This is a genomic window from Nocardioides terrigena (assembly GCF_003047265.1).
Lineage (GTDB): Bacteria > Actinomycetota > Actinomycetes > Propionibacteriales > Nocardioidaceae > Nocardioides > Nocardioides terrigena.
This window is the reverse complement of the sequence record NZ_PZYY01000001.1, coordinates 286,557-305,188: the sequence shown is the minus strand read 5'-3', so window position 1 is coordinate 305,188 and position 18,632 is coordinate 286,557. Positions and strand designations below refer to the sequence as shown.

Below are 18,632 nucleotides of genomic sequence, written 5' to 3'. Positions count from 1 at the left end.
TCAGGGCCGGTCCTCCGCGGCGGCCCCACCGGCCGAGAACGGTGCCGACCGGTCGGCCACCGGGATCATGTCGCCGGCCGGCTCGGAGTAGGTCACCCGCACCAGGCGGTCGTCGTCGAAGTGCAGCGACGTGAGCGAGCACAGGGTGCACTGGCGCTTCTTGGGGTGGTGGAGGTAGGACTTGCGCTCCGCGAAGAGGCGGGTGGTCCAGATCGGCAGCTGGTGGGAGACCACCACCGCCTCGTGGCCGCGGGCGGCGTCGCGCGCGTCGTGGACGGCGGCCATCATCCGCGCCGCGATGTCGTCGTACGGCTCGCCCCACGACGGCTTCACGGGGTTGTACATGTGGCGCAGCAGCGCCGGACGCTTGACGAAGGTCATGCCGCCGTCGCGGAAGCTGATCCCCTCGAACTTGTTGGCCGACTCGATGACTCGCTTGTCGATCACCGGCTCCAGCCCGCGTGCTGCGGCGAGCGGCGCGATGGTCTCGCGGGCCCGCTCCAGCGGCGAGCTGACCAGGTGGACGATGTCGCGGTCACCGATCGTCTCGGCGACCCGGCGGGCCATCCGGGTGCCCAGGTCGGAGAGGTGGAACCCGTCGCGACGGCCGTAGAGGATGCCCTCGGGGTTGTGGACCTCGCCGTGGCGGAGCAGGTGGACGATCGTCTCCATCAGGAGCGGTTTCCTTCGCTGTCGGAGGGGATGGCCGCCGCGGCGGCACGGGCGGCCGCGGGCAGCGCGTCGAGGACGGTCTGCACGGCGCGGTCGTCGTGGGCCGCCGACACGAACCACGCCTCGTACGCCGAGGGGGGCAGGTAGACCCCGCCCTCGAGCATGGCATGGAAGAACGCCGCGAACGCACCGGTGTCCTGCCGGCTCGCGCCGGCGAAGTCGCGGACCTCGCCGTCGGCGAAGAAGATCGAGAACATCGTGCCCGCCGACTGGAGGCGGTGCGGCACCCCGGCGCCCTGCAGGGCGTCGACGGCCGCGGAGCCGATCGTCGCGGCGGTCTCGCCCAGCCGGGTGTAGACCTCCTCGGTCGCGAGCCGCAGCGTGGCGAGCCCCGCGGTGGTGGCGACCGGGTTCCCCGAGAGGGTGCCGGCCTGGTAGACGGGCCCGTCCGGCGCCAGGCGGCCCATCACGTCGGCGCGGCCGCCGAAGGCCGCGGCCGGGAAGCCGCCGCCCATCACCTTGCCGAAGGTCATCAGGTCGGGGGTCCACCCCTCCACGGCGCCGTCGAGACCCCAGCCGCCCTGCCGGGTGGCGCGGAAGCCGGTCATCACCTCGTCGCTGACGAAGAGCGCGCCGTGCCGACGACAGGTCTCCGCGAGGAAGCCGTTGAAGCCCGGCTCGGGAGGGACGACGCCCATGTTGCCGGGGGTGGCCTCGGTGATGAGGCAGGCGATCCGGTCGCCGTGCTCGGCGAAGGCCCGCTCCACCGCGGCCCGGTCGTTGTAGGGCAGCACGATCGTCTCGCCCGCCGCGGAGGCCGGGACGCCGGGCGTGCCGGGGACGGCGAGGGTGGCCAGGCCGGAGCCCGCCGAGGCGAGCAGCGCGTCGACGTGGCCGTGGTAGCAGCCGGCGAACTTCACGACGAGGTCGCGACCGGTGAAGCCGCGGGCCAGCCGGATCGCCGACATGGTCGCCTCGGTGCCGCTGGAGACGAAGCGGACCGCCTCGACCGGCGTGCGGGAGACGATCTCCTCGGCCAGCTCGACCTCGGGCTCGGTGGGGGTGCCGTACGACGTCCCGCGTGCCACCGCCGCGGCGACCGCGGCCTGCACCTCGGGGTGGGCGTGGCCGAGCAGCATCGGGCCCCACGAGCAGATGAGGTCGACGTACTCGTTGCCGTCGACGTCGGTGAGCCAGGCGCCGGAGGCCGAGCGGATGAAGCGGGGGGTCCCGCCCACCGCGTTGAACGCACGGACCGGTGAGTTGACCCCACCGGGGGTCACGGCGCGGGCCCGCTCGAAGAGCGCGCTGCTGTGGGTGGTCGGGGCCGTGGCCTGCAGGGGCTGGGTCACCCGGTCATTGTCGCCCAGCCACCAAGCCCGGACGTATTCGGGAGGGCGGTGCGGAGCCGCGCCCACCCGCTCGGCGGGTGCAGCTGGGCGGGCGGCCCGGGGACCCATCCGCCCGAGTCTTGGGTACGAATTGCCCGCACGGGGTGTCACGGCGGCCTCATCGGGGGAGGATGGGGGCGCCACACCACTGTCACGGAGGGGCCGGGATGGGACGCAGGTCACAGCCCGGTGGTGCGACGTAACTCACTGTGACAACATTCGTTGGAACCACACGCGAGCTCGAGGGAGGCCGCGACCGCTCCGGCGACACAGCACCACCTGACCACGGGGAGACCAGCAGATGTCCGCATTCGGCCGCATGCACAAGGCCACGGCACTCGTGCCGCTGGCCGTGCTCTCCGCCGCGTGGACGGCCAGCATGGCCGGCTCGGGCATCGGCTCCGCGGTCGCCGGCGACGAGGGCTCGGGCGCACTGCCCGACGGCACCACGGTCCCGGCGCAGGCCATCGAGGCCCCCGCCAGCGTCTCCGTGCCGGGGGTGGTGGCCCCCAGCGTGCCCCGCGGCCGGGCCGCCCGGATCGTCGACACCGCCTCCGCCAGCGGCATCCCGTCCGCCGCCCTCGCGGCCTACCAGCGGGCCGAGTCGGTCATCAACGCCGCCGACACGTCCTGCGACCTCCCCTGGCAGCTGATCGCGGCCATCGGGCGCGTCGAGTCCGACCACGGTCGTTTCGGCGGCAACGTCCTCGGTGACGACGGCGTCGCCCAGCCCGGCATCTACGGCATCGCGCTCGACGGGCGCAACAACACCCAGCGGATCACCGACACCGACGCCGGGCAGTACGACTCGGACAAGAAGTTCGACCGCGCGGTCGGCCCGATGCAGTTCATCCCGTCGACCTGGACGGTCGTCGGCGTCGACGGCGACAACGATGGCAGGCGCAACCCCCAGGACATCGACGACGCCGCCCTCGCCACCGCGGTCTACCTCTGCTCCGGCGAGGACGACCTGTCCGCCGAGCAGGGCCAGCGCGCCAGCGTCTACCGCTACAACCATTCCAACGACTACGTCGACCTGGTCCTGTCGATCATGCAGGCCTACATGGACGGTGAGTTCACGTCCGTGCCGACCCGCACCACGTCCGCCGGCGTCTTCGTCCCCGCCCCCACCGGACCAGCGGGTCCGGGCAAGGACAAGGGCCGCGGTGGCAAGGACGACCAGCAGGGCAACCCGGTCGCCGTGGCCGGCACCCCCACCGCCACACCGACGAAGAAGCCCACCAAGCAACCCACCAAGACCGCGACGCCCACCCAGACGCCCACCCAGCAGCCGACCCAGGAACCCACGAAGACGCCGACCACCAAGGCGCCGGTCCCGGTCCCCGTGCCCCCCACTCTGCCGACCCTGCCGTCGACCAGCGTCCCGCCGCTGGACCAGACGCTCACCTACGTCCAGGCCGTGGCCCAGTGCACCACCCAGGGCGTGGTCGACAACCCGCTCACCGCCACCAACGAGCTCGCGACCTGCGCCAACGCCCTGCTCGCTCCCTGACCCGTCAGGGCTCGAGCAGGTCCAGCAGGTGGCGCGCCTGCCGCTCCGTGGTGCCCGCCGGGTTGCGTCGCCACCCGCCGTTGCCCGGCAGCAGCATGGCCAGCCAGAAGGCGGCCCACAGCGGGCGGTAGGCCCCGAAGCGCTGCCGTGCGGCCCCGTCGAGACCGACCGCGCCGACCAGGGCCTGCGCGTCGTACACCCCGGTCAGCCGGCTCGCGATGTGCTCGACGTGGTCCGCGAGCTCGTACGCCGGGTCGCTGAGCCCGCCGTCCTCGAAGTCGACGAGCCGGCACCGCTCCCCGTCCCACAGGACGTTGGCCGGGTTGAGATCGGCGATGCCCAGGCCCCGCAGCTCCGGCTCCGGGAGCGCACCCGGGGCGGCCAGCGCCGCGAGGGCCCGGTCGACCGCGGTCGCCACCAGCACCGGGTCCTGGCAGGCCGCCAGGTCGTAGGACTCCCCCAGCCACTCCGCGACGGTGCCGGCGTGCGTCGAGATGCCGTAGGTGCGCTCGCTGATCCCGGCGGCGCGCACCGCGGCGAGCGGGACGTCGTACAGGCTGCGCAGCGCCTCGCCCAGCGAGGCGGTCTCCACAGCCGTCAGCGGCTCGTCGCCAAGCGGGCGGCCGGGCAGGCGCTCCATGACGACGACCGGGGCGCCGTCCTCGATCTCGCGCCGCAGCGGCCGGGGCGCGACCCCCGGCGCGTGCTCGGCCAGCAGGCGCAGGCAGCCCCACTCCCGCTCGGCCTCGCCCCGGTCCCACGAGACGAACCGCTTGCGGACCTCGGTGTCGCTGAACGTGAGCTCGTGGGTCTGGGTCTGCACGACCTCGACCCTAGGCGGGCGCCCGTCCGCTCGCCGTCGGACTCCACCCGCCTCGGCCGACCTTGGGTGTGGGATCGGTGCCACCAGGTGACACCGATCCCACACACATCTCCGCCGCAGGTCCGGCCGCTGGTCGACTGTGGTCATGTCCGTGCTCGGGTACGTGGAGACGACCGGTCGCAGGCCGTGCGCAGTGCCTGCCGCGACCTGCACTGGTGGGACTGATCGCCGGACCGGGTGGTCCACCTGGACGGGTGGAGCGACCCCTGCCCAGCGGGCCGGTTCAGGGCTAGGGTCCCCGTGCATGGACATGCTGAGGAGCGCACAGATCGCCGAGGCCGACCTGACCGACTGGCGCAAGCTCGCCCAGGGACTGCATGCGCGCTACCTGGTCGACGACTTCGGCGCCGGCGCCCGGTTCGTCGCCGCGGTGGGTGAGGCGGGCGACGCGCTCGGACACCACCCGCACGTGTCGATCGGCCGCGGACACGTCGATCTCGAGCTGGTCACCGACGACGCCGTCTATCGCGAGGACGACGGCACCGAGCACGTCGTCGAGTGGGTGACGCAGCAGGACGTCGACCTCGCGCGACGGATCACCGAGGTCGCCGCCGACCACCGGCTCGCCGCAGACCCCGCGTCGGTCAGCGAGGTCGAGCTCGGCCTCGACACGGCGCGCTCCGCGACCATCGCCCCCGTGTGGGCCGCCCTGCTGACCGGGAGCGCCGAGTCCCAGGGGCGCGGATCCCCCAGCGACGAGGTCCGGGACGCCACGGGCCGGGTGCCGAACCTGTGGTTCGGGGACGCCGACGAGCCCGGGTCCCCGGGCCAGCGGTTCCACGTCGAGGTCTACGTCGCGGCCGAGGTGGCCGAGCAACGGATCACTGCCGCCGTCGCCGCGGGTGGCACCGTCGTGGACGACAGCGACGCGCCCGCCCTCACCGTGATCGCCGACGAGGACGGCAACCGGGGCGTCGTCTGCGTCGACGCGGCCGCCGCCGGGAAGCGGGACTGACCCCGGCCGGGCCTACCGCGGCCCGCTCTCGAGGACCGCGAGGTCGCGCTCCGCGTAGGTCCGGTGCCACCACTCCTCGTTGAGCACGATCGACAGGCACTCCTTCACCGCGAGGGGACGGGGCGGGGGCCACCCGGCGCCGTCCGGCGGCGTGGTGTCGGCGGCGAGCGAGTCCTCGGTGAGCCCCTCGAGCACGCGACGTACGTCGGCCTGCCGGACGCGGCGGATCTCGAGCACCTCGTCCAGCGAGGGCCGCGCCGTGCGGTCGCGCGGCAGGCCCTGGTCGTCGGGTGCCTCGTCCCACGGCAGGTCGAGCGGGTGCCACGGGGCGGGATCGCCGCCGATCGCGCGGTGGACCCACGAGGCGGTCGCGAACGAGAGGTGCCGCAGCGTCTCGATGAACGACCACTCCCCGTCGACCTGCTCGTGCAGCTGCGCCGGGTCGAGGCGTCGGGCCCGCTCGACGGTGCCGTCCCAGAGCTCCTCGAGCAGGTCCCAGGCCTCGAGGAAGCCGGCGGGGTCGTCGGGGCGCATCCTGGCCAGGTCGGGCTCGCGGCGCGCCATCTCCTCCTCGACGTACGCCGTCACGTCGACGCCGTTGATCCGCAGACCACTCACCTCGCCACTGATGTCGACGTCCCAGAGCTCGACGCCGGTCATCTTCACGTGGTGCAGGTCGGTGCCCCGGATCGTCACGTTGCTGAGCGACGCGGCCCGGAACGTCGACCCGCTGAGGTCCGTCCAGTCGAAGGTCGAGCCACGGAGGTCCTCCCTGCCGAACTCAGCCATCCCACACCGCGCTTCCCGGCACGGAGGCCGCGTGGTCGGGTCCTCGGTCGAGTGCGAAGGCTGCGCCGCTCCGGTCACATGAGGTCATGGATCCGACCCTAGGACCCGTTCCGGTCGATACGCGTCCGGAACCTGCCCCGCCGTCGGGGACTACCCGCGCGATCGAGCCAGGCGACGGGCCTTGAGCGAGACGTGCAGGGCGGTGCGCCACAGACCGTCACCCAGGTCTCCCCCGAGCTGGCTCGCGGCGCGGTTCAGCCGGTAGTAGAGCGTCGTCCGGTGCAGCATGAGCTCCGCCGTGGTCCGCTGGGCGTCACCCGCGAGGTCGAGGTAGGTCTCGAGCGTGTCGAGGAGCGTGTCACCCGACGCGCCCTGCGCGTCCAGCGGCGCCAGTGTCTGGAGCCACGGTGGAGGGTCGCCGTGGGAAAGCAACCGGTAGACCCCGAGCTGCTCCCAGGCGTGGTCGCGCGGGAGGCGGGGATCGGCCACGACGCACGCGGCCGTGAAGTCCGCCATCGCCAGGCCGTGGAGCAGCCCGGGCGCGTCGAAGGGCACGGCCGGCCCCGTGCCGGTCGCGAGCACGGCCGACGCCACCATGTCGGCCATCGCCGGCGTCCGGGACGAGGCCACGGCACGACACAGCACCACGACCCTCGTCGTCGCCACCCAGCTGGTCACCACTCCCTCGGGACCGCCCGCGAGTGCGCCGAGCCCGCGGACCAGGCGTGCGACCTCGCTCGCGGACAGCCCGCCGCCAGGGCCGTCGCTGTCGCTCCCGGACGGGGGCGAGGTCGGGGACACGGGGAGGCCCACGACCAGGCGGACCGTGGCGCCGAGAAGGTCGGGCGCGACGTCGACCATGGCGCCGACCAGTCGTTCGGCGTCGTCGACGGGGGCGGGCACCACCAGGTCCCGGAAGAGCCCGACCAACGCGTCGGTCCCGGCGGGCGCCGGGGTCTCGGGCAGCCGCGCCAGCACTCGCCGGCCGTGCTCGGCGACCGCGGCCACCTCCTCAGGGGTCAGCGCTGTGGCGCCCTCGACGATCCACAGGTAGGCGCGCAGGACACCGTGCTGACGCAGGGGCAGGCACAACCGCGCCGTCATCCGGAGCCCACGGTTGGCGGGCAGCCGGACGGGACCGGTCGCCGTGCTGAGGCCGTGCTCGTCCTGCCACTGCCGCACCGGCTCGGGCACCTGTCGCGCCAGGATCGTGAAGATCCGGGCCTGGTCGGCGTCGTCGGACTGGACGCTGTAGCCGAGCAACCGGCCCGAGGGGCTGTCCACCGAGACGCTGCGCCCGAGCAGCGTCGCGAGGCTGTCCAGCTCGTCCTGCATCGCGCCCCCACCGTCCCTGCCCGCGTTCCTACAAGTGTAGGAGACACCGGTGGGAAGTCGCGTCGTCTGTCCGATGACGCACGGGCCGTCCGCTCCCTAGCGTGGGTCGCAGCCCGGCGTCACGTCGCCGGTGCACCCGAACGAGGAGGACCCGGATGTCCCAGGCCGTCGCCACCCGCCCCTGGCTGCCCACCACCGTGGCCGACCGCGTCCGCGACGTGTCGTCGAGCGCGTTGACGGGCGGCGCGCTGCAGGCCGAGATCGAGCGACTGGCCGGCGAGAACCACCGCATCCACGACGTCACCTGCCTCAACCTCAACCCGGCGACCAACGTCATGAACCCGCGGGCCGAGGCCCTCCTCTCGGCGAACCTCGGGTCCCGCGCGTCGCTGGGCTACCCGGGTGAGAAGTACGAGACGGGGCTCGAGGCGATCGAGCAGATCGAGGTGCTCGCCGCGGACGCCGCCTGCCGCGTCTTCGGGGCGGCGTACGCCGAGGTCCGCGTCGGCTCCGGTGCCCTGGCCAACCTCTACTCCTTCATGGCCACCTGCCGGCCCGGCGACACGATCATCGCCCCGCCTGCCACGATCGGCGGGCACGTGACCCACCACCTCGGTGGCGCCGCCGGCCTCTACGGGCTGACCACGGTGGCCGCGCCGGTCGACCCGGACGGCTACACCGTGGACGTCGACGCCCTCCGCACCCTGGCGCAGCAGACGCGACCCCGCCTCATCACCATCGGGGGGAGCCTCAACCTGTTTCCCCACCCGGTCGCCACCATCCGGGAGATCGCCGACGAGGTGGGCGCCCTGGTCCTCTTCGACGCCGCGCACCAGTGCGGCATGTTCGCGGGAGGAGCGTGGCCCAACCCGCTCGCCGAGGGCGCGCACCTGATGACGATGAGCACCTACAAGAGCCTGGGCGGACCTCCCGGCGGGCTCGTCGTCACCAACGACGCGGCCCTGGCCGAACGTCTCGAGGCCATCGCCTACCCCGGCCTGACCGCCAACTTCGACGCGGGCAAGACCGCCGCCCTCGCGGTGACGCTGGCCGACTGGGAAGTCGCCGGCAGCGCCTACGCCGAGGCGATGGTCGCCACGGCGCGTGCCCTGGCCGACGGCCTCGGTGCCCTGGGCGTCCCGCTCTTCGCCGCCGATCGCGACGCGACGACGTCGCACCAGTTCGCGGTCCTGGCCCACGAGTACGGCGGCGGCCAGCGCGCCGCACAGGGCCTCCGCCTGGCAAACCTGCTCGCCTGCGGCATCGGGTTGCCGACCACCCCGGTCGACGGCGACACCAACGGGCTGCGAATCGGCACCCCCGAGCTGGCGCGCCTCGGAATGACGGCCGCCGACATGCCGACCCTCGCGTCCTTCATCGCCCGCGGGCTCGCCGGCGACGAGTCCGCCGCGTCGGCCGGACCCGAGGTCACCGAGTGGCGCAGCGGCTTCACCGGCACCCACTTCACCGTCGACCTCCCGCACTGAGGCCGACCGGGGAGGTCAGCGACGCAGGAGGTGGGCCGCCTCGGCGGCCCAGTAGGTGAGGATCACGTCCGCACCGGCACGCCGGATCGACGTGAGCGTCTCCAGGATCGCCGGCTCCCGGTCGATCCAGCCGTGGGCGGCGGCCGCCTCGACCATGGCGTACTCGCCGGAGATGTTGTACGCCGCGACGGGGACGTCGACGGCGTCGCGCACCCGGCGGATGACGTCGAGGTAGGCCAGGGCCGGCTTCACCATGACGATGTCGGCGCCCTCGGCCACGTCGAGCAGGGCCTCCCGGACGCCCTCGACGGCGTTGGGCGAGTCCTGCTGGTAGGTGCGCCGGTCGCCCTCGAGCGAGGAGTCGACGGCCTCGCGGAAGGGGCCGTAGAACGCCGAGGCGTACTTGGCGGAGTAGGCCAGGATCGAGACGCCCTGGTGCTCGCTGGCGTCGAGGGCCTCGCGGATCACCCGCACCTGGCCGTCCATCATCCCGCTGGGGCCGACCATGTCGACGCCGGCCTCGGCGTGCGCGCGCGCCATGTCGGCGTACGCCGCGAGCGTCCGGTCGTTGTCGACCTCACCGTCCGTGGTGAGCAGGCCGCAGTGGCCGTGGTCGGTGAACTCGTCGAGGCACAGGTCGCTCATCACGGTGAGCCCCTCGCCGACCTCGGCGACCACGTCGTTGATCGCGAGGTTGAGGATGCCGGCCGGGTCGATGGCGCCGGAGCCTGTGGCGTCCTTGGTCGCCGGTATGCCGAAGAGCATCACGCCCCCGAGCCCGAGCTCGGCCGCCTCGGCGGCGGCCTTCCGCAGGGACTCGCGGGTGTGCTGGACGACGCCGGGCATGGAGCCGATCGGCTGCGGCTCGTCGATGCCCTCACGCACGAACATCGGCAGCACCAGCTGCCGCGGCTCGACCGAGGTCTCGGCCACCATCCGGCGCAGCGCAGGGGTGCGTCGCAGGCGTCGGGGCCGGACGACCGGCCCGACGACCTCCGGGTGCTCCCCCGCGCTGCTCGTCACTTCGCGCGCGCCTTGCGCCGCGCGGCGGGCTTGCGCTCGCTCGGGCGGGTGACGGGATCACCGGACTCGAGCATCGCCAGGCGGCGGGCCGAGCCGAAGTCGGCGAGGGCGTCGACCAGCAGCTCGACGTCGGGCTGGGGGGCCATGACGTCGACGCGCAGGCCGTGCTCCTCGGCGGTCTTGGCCGTGGCCGGACCGATGACCGCGATGATCGTCGACGGGTGCGGCTTGCCGGCGATGCCGACGAGGTTGCGCACGGTCGAGGACGAGGTGAACACGACCGCGTCGAACTTGCCGGTCTTGATCGCGTCCCGGGTCGGCGCCGGCGGCGGGGTGGCACGCACGGTGCGGTAGGCCGTCACGTCGTCGCACTCCCAGCCGAGGTCGACCAGGCCGGCGACGAGGTTCTCCGTGGCGATGTCGGCGCGGGGCAGGAAGACCCGGTTGATCGGGTCGAGCACCTCGTCGTACGGCGGCCAGTCCTCGAGCAGGCCGGCGGCGGACTGCTCGCCCGACGGCACCAGGTCGGCGCGCAGGCCCCAGGCGGCGATGGCCTGGGCGGTCTTGTCGCCGACCGCGGCGATCTTGAGGCCCGAGAAGGCACGCGCGTCGAGGCCGTACTCCTCGAACTTCTCCCGGACGGCCTTGACGGCGTTGACCGAGGTGAAGGCGATCCACTCGTAACGGCCCTCGACGAGGCCGCGGACGGCCTTGTCCATCTGCAGCGGGTTGCGGGGCGGCTCCACCGAGATGGTGGGCACCTCCTCGGGCACGGCGCCGTACTCACGCACGCGGCGCGACAGCGACCCGGCCTGCTCCTTGGTGCGCGGGACGAGCACGCGCCAGCCGAAGAGCGGCTTGGTCTCGAACCACGACAGCGTGTCGCGCAGGTCGACGACGTCACCGATGACGGTGATGGCCGGCGGGGCGACCCGGGCGGCCCGCACGTCGGCGGCGATGTTCTCGAGGGTGGAGATCACGGTCTCCTGCTCGGTGGTCGTCCCGACCCGGGTCATCGCGACCGGGGTCTGCGGGGAGCGACCGGCCTCCATCAGGGCGGCGGCGGTCTCGCCGATGGTGCCGACGCCGGAGAGCAGCACCAGGGTGCGGTCGTCGGCGTACTGGCTCCAGTCGACCTTGTCGCCACAGGTGACGACGGCCATCTCCTTGTGGTTCTTGGTGGTCAGCGGGATGCCGGCGTAGGCAGGCACCGCAGACACCGACGAGACGCCGGGGACGATCTCGAAGCCGACACCGGCCTTCACACAGGCCTGCGCCTCCTCGGGACCGGAGGCGTAGAGGAACGGGTCACCCGTCATGAGGCGTACGACGCGCTGCTTCTTGCCGTGGCGCACCACGACCTTGGCCCGGGCGGCGTGGGTCAGCGGCTGGCCGTCCTCGCCGAAGCCACCGTCGACGAGGAGCGGACCGGCGGCCTGCTCGTCCGGGGCCGCGCCCTCGACCGGGGTCGGGAGGCCGAGCAGCGTGCGGACCATGCCGACGTGCTCGGGCGTCTCGGTGACGACGACGTCGGCGTCGCGGAGGAGCTCCACCGCGCGCACGGTCAACAGGCCGGGGTCGCCGGGACCACTGCCGACGAAGGACACCCATCCACGGGGCGCGACGCCCGACGTGCTGGACGGGGACTGGCTCTGGCTTCGAGTCATGCCTGCTGCTTCCTCACTGGTGCTTCCATCAGGTCTGCGGCGCCGTCGTCGAGCATGTCGCTCGCGAGGCGGTGGCCGACGCCGGCGGCGTCGGCGACCGGTCCGGTGGTGCTCCTCCGGACCGAGAGGCCCCCGTCGTGGGAGAGCGCGACCGCGCGCACCCACAGCTCGTCGCCGTCCTCGCCCTCCACGACCTCGGCGAGGGCGCCGAGGGGTGCGGAGCAGCCGGCCTCGAGCGTGGCCAGCACGGCGCGCTCGGCGGTCACGGCCGCGCGGGTGGCGGGGTCGTCGAGCGCGGCCAGGGCGGCCACGAGGTCGGGGTCGTCGGTGCGGCACTCGATCGCCAGCGCACCCTGCCCGGGGGCGGGGAGCATCTGCAGCGGGTCGAGCACCTCGGTGGCGTCGTCGAGGCGGCCCAGGCGGGCGAGCCCGGCGCGGGCGAGCAGCACGGCGTCGTACTCGCCGCTGGCCACCTTGCCGATGCGGGTGTCCACGTTGCCGCGGACGCCGGACACGTCGAGGCCGAGGCCGAGTGCCTCGAGCTGGGCGGCGCGGCGCGGGGAGCCGGTGCCGACCCGGCTGCCGTGCGGCAGCTCACCGAGGGTGAGTCCGTCGCGGGCGACGACGACGTCGCGCGGGTCCTCGCGGGTGGGTACGGCGGCCAGCGCGATGCCGTCGGCGGGTGCGGTGGGCAGGTCCTTGAGCGAGTGGACGGCCACGTCGACCTCACCACGGAGCAGCGCGTCGCGCAGCGCGCTCACGAACACCCCGGTGCCCCCGAGGGTCGCGAGCGGGGCGGAGCTGACGTCGCCCTCCGTGGTGATGGTCACGAGCTCCACTTCACGCCCCAGCCGCTGCCGAATCAAATCGGCGACGAGGCCGGACTGGGTGGTGGCCAGCGCGGAGGCGCGGGTGCCCAGGCGCAGGGGGTCCACGACGGCCGTCACGACGTGCCCTCCCGCGAGATGCCCTCGGCGCGGGTGACCGCGTCGACGGCCTCGGGGTCGAGGGCAAAGAGCTCGGCCAGCGCGGCGGCGTAGGACACGGCGCCGTCCTCGTTGGCGAGCTCCTTCACCCGAACGGTGGGCTCGTGGAGCAGCTTGTCGGCGACCCGTCGCACGGTGTGCAGCACCTCGGCGCGGGTGGCGTCGTCGAGGCCGGGCAGCCGGGACGCGAGGCGCTCCATCTCGCTGTCGACGACCGACGTGGCCATCGAGCGCAGCGCGACGACGGTCGGGGTCACGCTGGCCTGCCGGCGGGCGGCGAGGAACGCGGCGATCTCCTGCGCGACGATGGACCGCACGTCGTCGACGCCGCGGGCCGAGTCGGAGCCCTTGAGCTCCTCGGCCAGCGCGGCGAGGCCCAGCACGGTGACGCCCGGCACCTCGGCGGCCGCCGGGTCGACGTCGTGGGGCAGGGCCAGGTCGACGATGGCCAGCGGGGCGGAGGTGTGCGCGCGGGCGGTCTCGACCGCGCCCCGGCTGATCAGGACGCCGGTCGCGCCGGTGCAGGAGATGAGGACGTCGGTGCGGCCCAGCTCGACGTCGAGGTCGACGAGCGAGACCGGCCGGGCGGCGTACTCGGTGGCGAGTCGCTCGGCCCGGTCGGGCGTGCGGTTGACCACGGCGATGTCGCTGGCGCCCATCCGGTGCACGGTCGCGGCGGCGAGCGACGCCATCGCGCCCGCACCCACGACGACGACCCGGCGACCGGCCACCTGACCGGGGATACGCTCGAGGGCCGCGGTGACGAGGGACGGGGCGGCGCGGTCGATGTCGGTCTCGGCGCGCGAGCGCTTGCCGACGCGCAGCGCCTGCTGGAAGAGCACGTTGAGGGCGGGTCCGACGGTGCCGAGCTCCTGGCCCACCCGCAGCGCGTCGCGGGTCTGGCCGAGGATCTGCCCCTCGCCGACGACCATCGAGTCGAGCCCGGCGGCGACGTTGAAGAGGTGGGACACCGCACCGTCGTCGTAGTGGACGTAGAGGTGGGGCACCAGCGCCTCGGTCGACTCACCGGCGCGGTCGACGAGCAGGCGGGAGACCTCCTCGATGCTGCCGTGGAAGCGGTCGACGTCGGCGTAGATCTCGAGGCGGTTGCACGTCGAGATGACGGTCGCCTCGGTGACGTGCTCGCTGGCGGCGACGTCGGCGATCAGCTTGGTCACGCCGCCCGCGTCGAGCGCGAGGCGCTCGAGCATCGACACGGGTGCGGACCGGTGGGACACGCCCACGACCAGGACGCTCATGCGGTCACCTCCTCGTCGTGCAACCGGTCGAAGTCGTCGGCCACGGTGCCGCCGGCCTTGCGCTGCACGTGGTAGGCGAGGATCTGCAGCTCGATCGACAGGTCGACCTTGCGCACGTCCACGCCGTCGGGCACCGACAGGACGGTCGGTGCGAAGTTGAGGATGCTCGTGACTCCCGCCGCGACCATCCGGTCGGCCACGTCCTGGGCCGCGATGGCCGGGGTGGCGATGACGCCGATGGCGACGCCCTGGTCCTCGACGATCTCCTCGAGGTCGTCGAAGGGACGTACGTCGATGCCGGCGACGAGCTCGTCGTGACGCTCCGGGTCGGCGTCGAGCAGGGCCACGACCCGGAAGCCGCGGCTGCGGAAGCCGGAGTAGTTGGCGAGCGCGTGGCCGAGGTTGCCGATGCCGACGATGACGACCGGCCAGTCCTGGGTCACGCCGATCTCACGGGCGATCTGGTAGCGGAGGTACTCCACGTCGTAGCCGACGCCGCGGGTGCCGTAGCTCCCGAGGTGGGAGAGGTCCTTGCGCAGCTTGGCCGAGTTGACGCCGGCAGCCGCTGCAAGCTCCTCGCTGGAGCACGTGGCCGTCCCCGCCTCGGCCAGGCCCACGAGGGCCCGGAGGTAGACGGGCAGCCGCGCGACGGTCGCCTCGGGAATGTCCCGGGCGTTGTCGGTGGAAGTCCGTGCGGTCACTGCTCTTCTCTCCAGCCGGCTCGATCCCGGGTGGTGGGAGACCCGGTCAAGGTCGAGCGGCGTGGTCACTGTAGGAGTTTGTGAACGGGAGAACAAACTCGGAGGAGGGCCTCGGCTAGCACATGTGAGTATCCCCACCTCGACCGGGGTGCGTCGAGGGCTCAGCCGCGGCGCAGCGCGGCCCGGAGCCGGTCGGGATCGACCCGCCAGAAGTCGTGCTGGCGCCCGTCGACGAGGGTCACCGGGATCTCCTCGGCGTAGCGGTCGAGCAGCACCGGGTCCTCGTCGACGTCGACCTCGGACCACGACTCCCCCAGCTCGGCGCAGACCGCCTCGATGACGGCGCGGGCGTCGTCGCACAGGTGGCAGCCCGGCCGGCCGACGAGCGTGACCCGCGGGCCCGTGGGCGGGGCGGACCCCGACCCGGTCACTCGAGGAGCCCCAGCGCACGACGGCGCTCGAGGCCGCGCAGCCGGCCCTTCTGCACCTTGCCGGTGACGGTCAGGGGCAGCTCGTCGACCACCTCGATGCGGGTGGGCTGCTTGAAGCGGGCGAGGCGTGCGGCGGCGTGCTCGGCCACGGCGGCGCCGAGGGCGTCGGCATCGACGTCGTGCGCGACGACGTACGCGACCACCGCCTCGCCGGTCCCGGGGTCCTCGACGCCGATGACGGCCGCGTCGAGGACGCCGGGCACCTCGCGCAGCACCTCCTCGACCTCGGTCGGGTAGACGTTGAAGCCGCTGACGATGACCAGCTCCTTGACCCGGTCCACGAGGAACAGGTCGCCCGTCTGGTCGAGGAGGCCCACGTCCCCGGTGGCCCACCAGCCCTCGGCATCGACCCCGCCGGACCCGTCGGGCCAGTAGCCGCTGAAGAGGTTGTCCCCGCGGACCTGGATCTCGCCCGGGTCCTCACCGCCGAGCACCCGTCCGGTCGCGTCGACGAGGCGCACCTCGATGCCGGGCAGGGCCGCGCCCACGGAGCCGGACTGCAGCGACTCGCTGCACAGGGTGCTGGTCACCACCGGCGCCGCCTCGGTCAGCCCGTAGCCCTGGTGGACCGGGATGGAAGTGGCGGCCGTGAACGCGTCGACCACCTCGGGACCCAGCGGCGCCGAGCCGGACAGCACCAGCCGGACCGGACCGAGCCGGTCGGCGAGGTTGTCCAGCGGCAGCCAGTGGGCGAAGACGGGCGGGGCGACCGGCAGCACGCTGCAGGCCTCGTCCTCGACGATGTCCAGCACGGTGACCGGGTCCCACCGCTCGACCAGCAGCAGCTTGGCCCGGTGCCGGAGCACGCCGCCGAGGACGGCGTTGAGGCCGTAGACGTGGAAGAGCGGGAGGACGCCGAGCACGACGTCGTCACCGTGGATCATCTTGGGCTCGACCCCGGCGACCTGCTCGATGTTGGCGAGCAACGCGCGGTGGGTGAGCATCGCGGCGCGCGGACGACCCGACGTGCCGCTCGTGTAGAGGAGCGCGGCGAGCTTCTCGGGGTCCTGCAGCGGCGGGACCGGGCGGGCCTCGCCGGCGAGGAGGTCGTCGTAGCCGATCTCCCCGGGTCCGCGCCCGTCGCCGACCGCCACGACCCGGGGGTGCACGGCGCGGGAGACGAGGTCCTCGTCGAGCATCGACGCGTCGCCGTCGAGCGCCGCGTTGACCGTGGCCACCGCCACGCGGACGGCGGGCAGGGCCTCCTCGTCCGCGATGACGAGGCGCGAGGCGGAGTCGGCGATCATCCGGGCGAGCTCGTCGGCGGTGGAGCGCGGGTTGACCGGCACCGCCACCACCTGGGCGCGGAGGACCCCGAGGTAGCTGGTGACGAACTCGAGCCGGTTGCCGACCACGATCATCACCCGGTGGCCGGCCAGGACCCCGAGGCGACCCAGGCCGGAGGCGCAGTGCGCGACCTCGGACTCGAGCCCGCCCCAGGTCACCGCGCGCCCGCCGGACTCGACGACCGCCAGGCGGTCGGGAGATGCCTCGGCGGCCTCGGCGACCAGGTCCGCAAGGTCCGTCAACGACATGGATCGATCCTTCCACACCTGCGGACCTGCCCTCAGCCGATCACCGGCCGGTCCGCCGGACGACCGCGGCGTTCCGGACTACCCTGAGCGACGTGACGCCGCCCGATCGCCCCCGCCGCCTCAACCTGCAGCAGCGCTCGACGATGGCGGGCGAGGCAGCGGCCGCCGCCGCGGAGGTCGAGACGGCACTCGACACCCCCGTCGACCCGACGGCCGCGGCGTTCTTCGACGTCGACAACACGATCATGCAGGGCGCGAGCATCTTCCACCTGGCCCGCGGCCTGCACCGGCGCGAGTTCTTCACGACGCGCGACATCCTCGGCGCCACCTGGAAGCAGGTCTACTTCCGGGTGGTGGGGGTCGAGGACCCCGAGCACGTGGCGGACGCCCGCAACTCCGCGCTCGGCTTCATCGCCGGCCACACCGTCAGCGAGCTCGAGGGCCTGGTGGAGGAGATCTTCGACGAGGGCATGGCGCACCGGATCTGGCCGGGCACCCGGGCACTGGCCCAGATGCACCTGGACCAGGGCCAGCGGGTGTGGCTGGTGACCGCGGCGCCCATCGAGATCGCGCGGATCATCGCGCGGCGCCTGGGCCTGACCGGCGCCCTGGGCACGGTGGCCGAGCACGTGGACGGCGTCTACACCGGCCAGCTCGTGGGCGACATGCTCCACGGTCCCGCCAAGGCCGAGGCGGTCAAGGCCCTCGCCGCTCGCGAGGGCCTCGACCTCACGCGCTGCTCGGCCTACTCCGACTCCTCGAACGACCTGCCGATGCTCTCCCTGGTGGGCGACGCCTGTGCCATCAACCCGGACGCCCGCCTGCGCCACCACGCGCGCCAGCAGGGCTGGCGGATCCGCGACTACCGCACCGGACGCAAGGCCGCCCGTGCCGGACTGGTCGTCGCCGCGACCGCCGGAGCGGTCGGCGGGGCGGTCGCCGCGGGCGCCACGGTGCGTGGCCGAGGCCACCACTGAGCACCGGGACCTGACCCCGACCCACGTTTGCCCGTGGACGGTTCACAACGACGACACCTCCACCTACTCTTGAGTAGGTCCCGACAGGGACCGATCTGGGGAGGGTCGTCAACGACGCCATGTGGGGTGCCACCGACATCGAGCAGGGGCTCGACGCGCTGCGGCGCGCCGTGCTCCTCGCCCTCGCCGCGCCCGCTCCCGTCGGGGCCCACGTCCTGCTCGCCGAGGCCGACATCTCCGTCGGCGGCTCCGGCCACGGCGGGGGGCACGGTGGCGGCCGCGATGCCGGCGGGAACACCTACGGCGACGCCGACCAGGCCACCTCCTCGGAGGACGACGAGGCCGAGCGTGCCCGGCTGATCGCGCTCGTCGAGCTGGCCCGCGGCGGCGACACGGAGGCCTTCGGCCTGCTCTACGACCACTACCAACCGTCGGTCTACCGCTTCCTCTACTACCGGACCCGCTCGGTGGCGCTCGCCGAGGACCTCACCTCCGAGACCTTCTTCCGGGCCCTGCGCAACATGAACAGCTTCCGCTGGCAGGGGCGCGACCTCGGCGCGTGGCTCATGACGATCGCCCGCAACCTCACGACCGACCACTACAAGGCCGGCCGGACCCGGCTGGAGCTCACCACCGAGGACATGACGCTCCACGACGACGCGACCGACGGTCCGGAGGACGCGGTGCTGGAGGGGATCACCCACGAGATCCTGCTCGAGGCACTCACCGAGCTGCCGACCGAGCAGCGCGAGTGCATCATCATGCGGTTCCTCCAGGGGATGAGCATCGCCGAGACCGCGCTGGCCCTCGAGCGGAGCGAGGGCGCGATCAAGCAGCTCCAGCTCCGCGGCGTACGCAACCTCGCCAAGCTGATGCCCGAGGGGATGCGGGACTGATGGCCACGTCGTTGCTGCAGCCCTGCCGGCCGGGTCAGTTCACTGCGTCACAGTGCGTAACCTCCTCGCCCG

The 18,632-nt window shown here is 73.4% G+C and carries 17 protein-coding genes; 5 read left to right on the top strand and 12 right to left on the bottom strand.

Translation table 11 applies throughout. From position 1 onward, the window contains the following. A complete protein-coding gene (locus tag DAE25_RS01450; RefSeq protein ID WP_056887557.1) occupies window positions 1-672 on the bottom strand; it encodes a histidine phosphatase family protein in 672 nt (223 codons plus the stop codon). After that, complete coding sequence (gene hemL, locus DAE25_RS01445) at window positions 672-2,024, bottom strand: glutamate-1-semialdehyde 2,1-aminomutase (RefSeq protein WP_234410776.1); 1,353 nt, start codon at window positions 2,022-2,024, stop codon at window positions 672-674. Before hemL ends, DAE25_RS01450 begins: the two co-directional genes overlap by 1 nt. Before the next feature lie 340 nt (window positions 2,025-2,364). On the opposite strand from hemL, the gene DAE25_RS01440 reads away from it, so the two are divergent. Beyond that, window positions 2,365-3,576 (top strand): lytic transglycosylase domain-containing protein, encoded by a 1,212-nt coding sequence (locus DAE25_RS01440; RefSeq protein ID WP_107764474.1) that lies wholly within the window; start codon window positions 2,365-2,367, stop codon window positions 3,574-3,576. A gap of 4 nt (window positions 3,577-3,580) precedes the next feature. Here DAE25_RS01440 and DAE25_RS01435 read toward each other — a convergent pair whose 3' ends face one another. Beyond that, window positions 3,581-4,399, bottom strand: coding sequence for an aminoglycoside phosphotransferase family protein (locus tag DAE25_RS01435; protein WP_159083511.1), 819 nt, complete (start codon window positions 4,397-4,399; stop codon window positions 3,581-3,583). A gap of 304 nt (window positions 4,400-4,703) precedes the next feature. Between DAE25_RS01435 and DAE25_RS01430 the strand changes: the two genes are divergently transcribed. Beyond that, window positions 4,704-5,414, top strand: a complete 711-nt coding sequence (locus DAE25_RS01430) for a 4a-hydroxytetrahydrobiopterin dehydratase (protein WP_107764472.1) — start codon at window positions 4,704-4,706, stop codon at window positions 5,412-5,414. A 12-nt stretch (window positions 5,415-5,426) separates the two neighbouring features. Here DAE25_RS01430 and DAE25_RS01425 read toward each other — a convergent pair whose 3' ends face one another. Continuing rightward, a complete protein-coding gene (locus DAE25_RS01425) occupies window positions 5,427-6,203 on the bottom strand; it encodes a DinB family protein (protein ID WP_107764471.1) in 777 nt (258 codons plus the stop codon). Window positions 6,204-6,353: 150 nt separating this feature from the next. Continuing rightward, window positions 6,354-7,538: a helix-turn-helix domain-containing protein gene (locus DAE25_RS01420; RefSeq protein WP_107764470.1), complete on the bottom strand. Its 1,185-nt coding sequence runs from the start codon at window positions 7,536-7,538 to the stop codon at window positions 6,354-6,356. Between the two features lie 155 nt (window positions 7,539-7,693). Here DAE25_RS01420 and DAE25_RS01415 point away from each other — a divergent pair, with 155 nt between their 5' ends. Next, window positions 7,694-9,025, top strand: a complete 1,332-nt coding sequence (locus DAE25_RS01415; protein WP_107764469.1) for a serine hydroxymethyltransferase — start codon at window positions 7,694-7,696, stop codon at window positions 9,023-9,025. Window positions 9,026-9,040: 15 nt separating this feature from the next. On the opposite strand, the gene hemB is transcribed toward DAE25_RS01415, so the two are convergent. The 7 genes from hemB to DAE25_RS01380 form a co-directional block, all read right to left on the bottom strand. Next, window positions 9,041-9,961 carry a porphobilinogen synthase gene (hemB, locus tag DAE25_RS01410; RefSeq protein ID WP_234410830.1) on the bottom strand — a complete coding sequence of 307 codons (921 nt, stop codon included), beginning with the start codon at window positions 9,959-9,961 and terminating at the stop codon, window positions 9,041-9,043. 83 nt (window positions 9,962-10,044) lie between these two features. After that, complete coding sequence (locus DAE25_RS01405) at window positions 10,045-11,715, bottom strand: bifunctional uroporphyrinogen-III C-methyltransferase/uroporphyrinogen-III synthase (protein ID WP_056887550.1); 1,671 nt, start codon at window positions 11,713-11,715, stop codon at window positions 10,045-10,047. After that, window positions 11,712-12,662 (bottom strand): hydroxymethylbilane synthase, encoded by a 951-nt coding sequence (gene hemC / locus DAE25_RS01400; RefSeq protein ID WP_234410775.1) that lies wholly within the window; start codon window positions 12,660-12,662, stop codon window positions 11,712-11,714. The genes DAE25_RS01405 and hemC overlap by 4 nt, the downstream gene beginning before the upstream one ends. Then, window positions 12,659-13,960, bottom strand: coding sequence for a glutamyl-tRNA reductase (locus DAE25_RS01395; RefSeq protein WP_107764467.1), 1,302 nt, complete (start codon window positions 13,958-13,960; stop codon window positions 12,659-12,661). The genes hemC and DAE25_RS01395 overlap by 4 nt, the downstream gene beginning before the upstream one ends. After that, the gene (locus DAE25_RS01390; protein WP_107764466.1) at window positions 13,957-14,661 is read right to left on the bottom strand and encodes a redox-sensing transcriptional repressor Rex; all 705 of its coding nucleotides are present in this window, start codon (window positions 14,659-14,661) and stop codon (window positions 13,957-13,959) included. Before DAE25_RS01390 ends, DAE25_RS01395 begins: the two co-directional genes overlap by 4 nt. A gap of 161 nt (window positions 14,662-14,822) precedes the next feature. Then, entirely contained in the window at window positions 14,823-15,092 is a 270-nt protein-coding gene (locus DAE25_RS01385) for a glutaredoxin family protein (RefSeq protein WP_107764465.1), read from the bottom strand. Next, window positions 15,089-16,687 (bottom strand): class I adenylate-forming enzyme family protein, encoded by a 1,599-nt coding sequence (locus tag DAE25_RS01380; protein WP_107764464.1) that lies wholly within the window; start codon window positions 16,685-16,687, stop codon window positions 15,089-15,091. The genes DAE25_RS01385 and DAE25_RS01380 overlap by 4 nt, the downstream gene beginning before the upstream one ends. A 92-nt stretch (window positions 16,688-16,779) precedes the next feature. Here DAE25_RS01380 and DAE25_RS01375 point away from each other — a divergent pair, with 92 nt between their 5' ends. Both DAE25_RS01375 and DAE25_RS01370 read left to right on the top strand, forming a co-directional pair. Continuing rightward, window positions 16,780-17,664, top strand: a complete 885-nt coding sequence (locus tag DAE25_RS01375; protein ID WP_407669313.1) for an HAD family hydrolase — start codon at window positions 16,780-16,782, stop codon at window positions 17,662-17,664. A 119-nt stretch (window positions 17,665-17,783) separates the two neighbouring features. Further along, on the top strand, window positions 17,784-18,560 hold the full coding sequence (locus DAE25_RS01370) for a sigma-70 family RNA polymerase sigma factor (protein ID WP_107764463.1): 777 nt from the start codon (window positions 17,784-17,786) through the stop codon (window positions 18,558-18,560). Window positions 18,561-18,632: the final 72 nt, after the last annotated feature.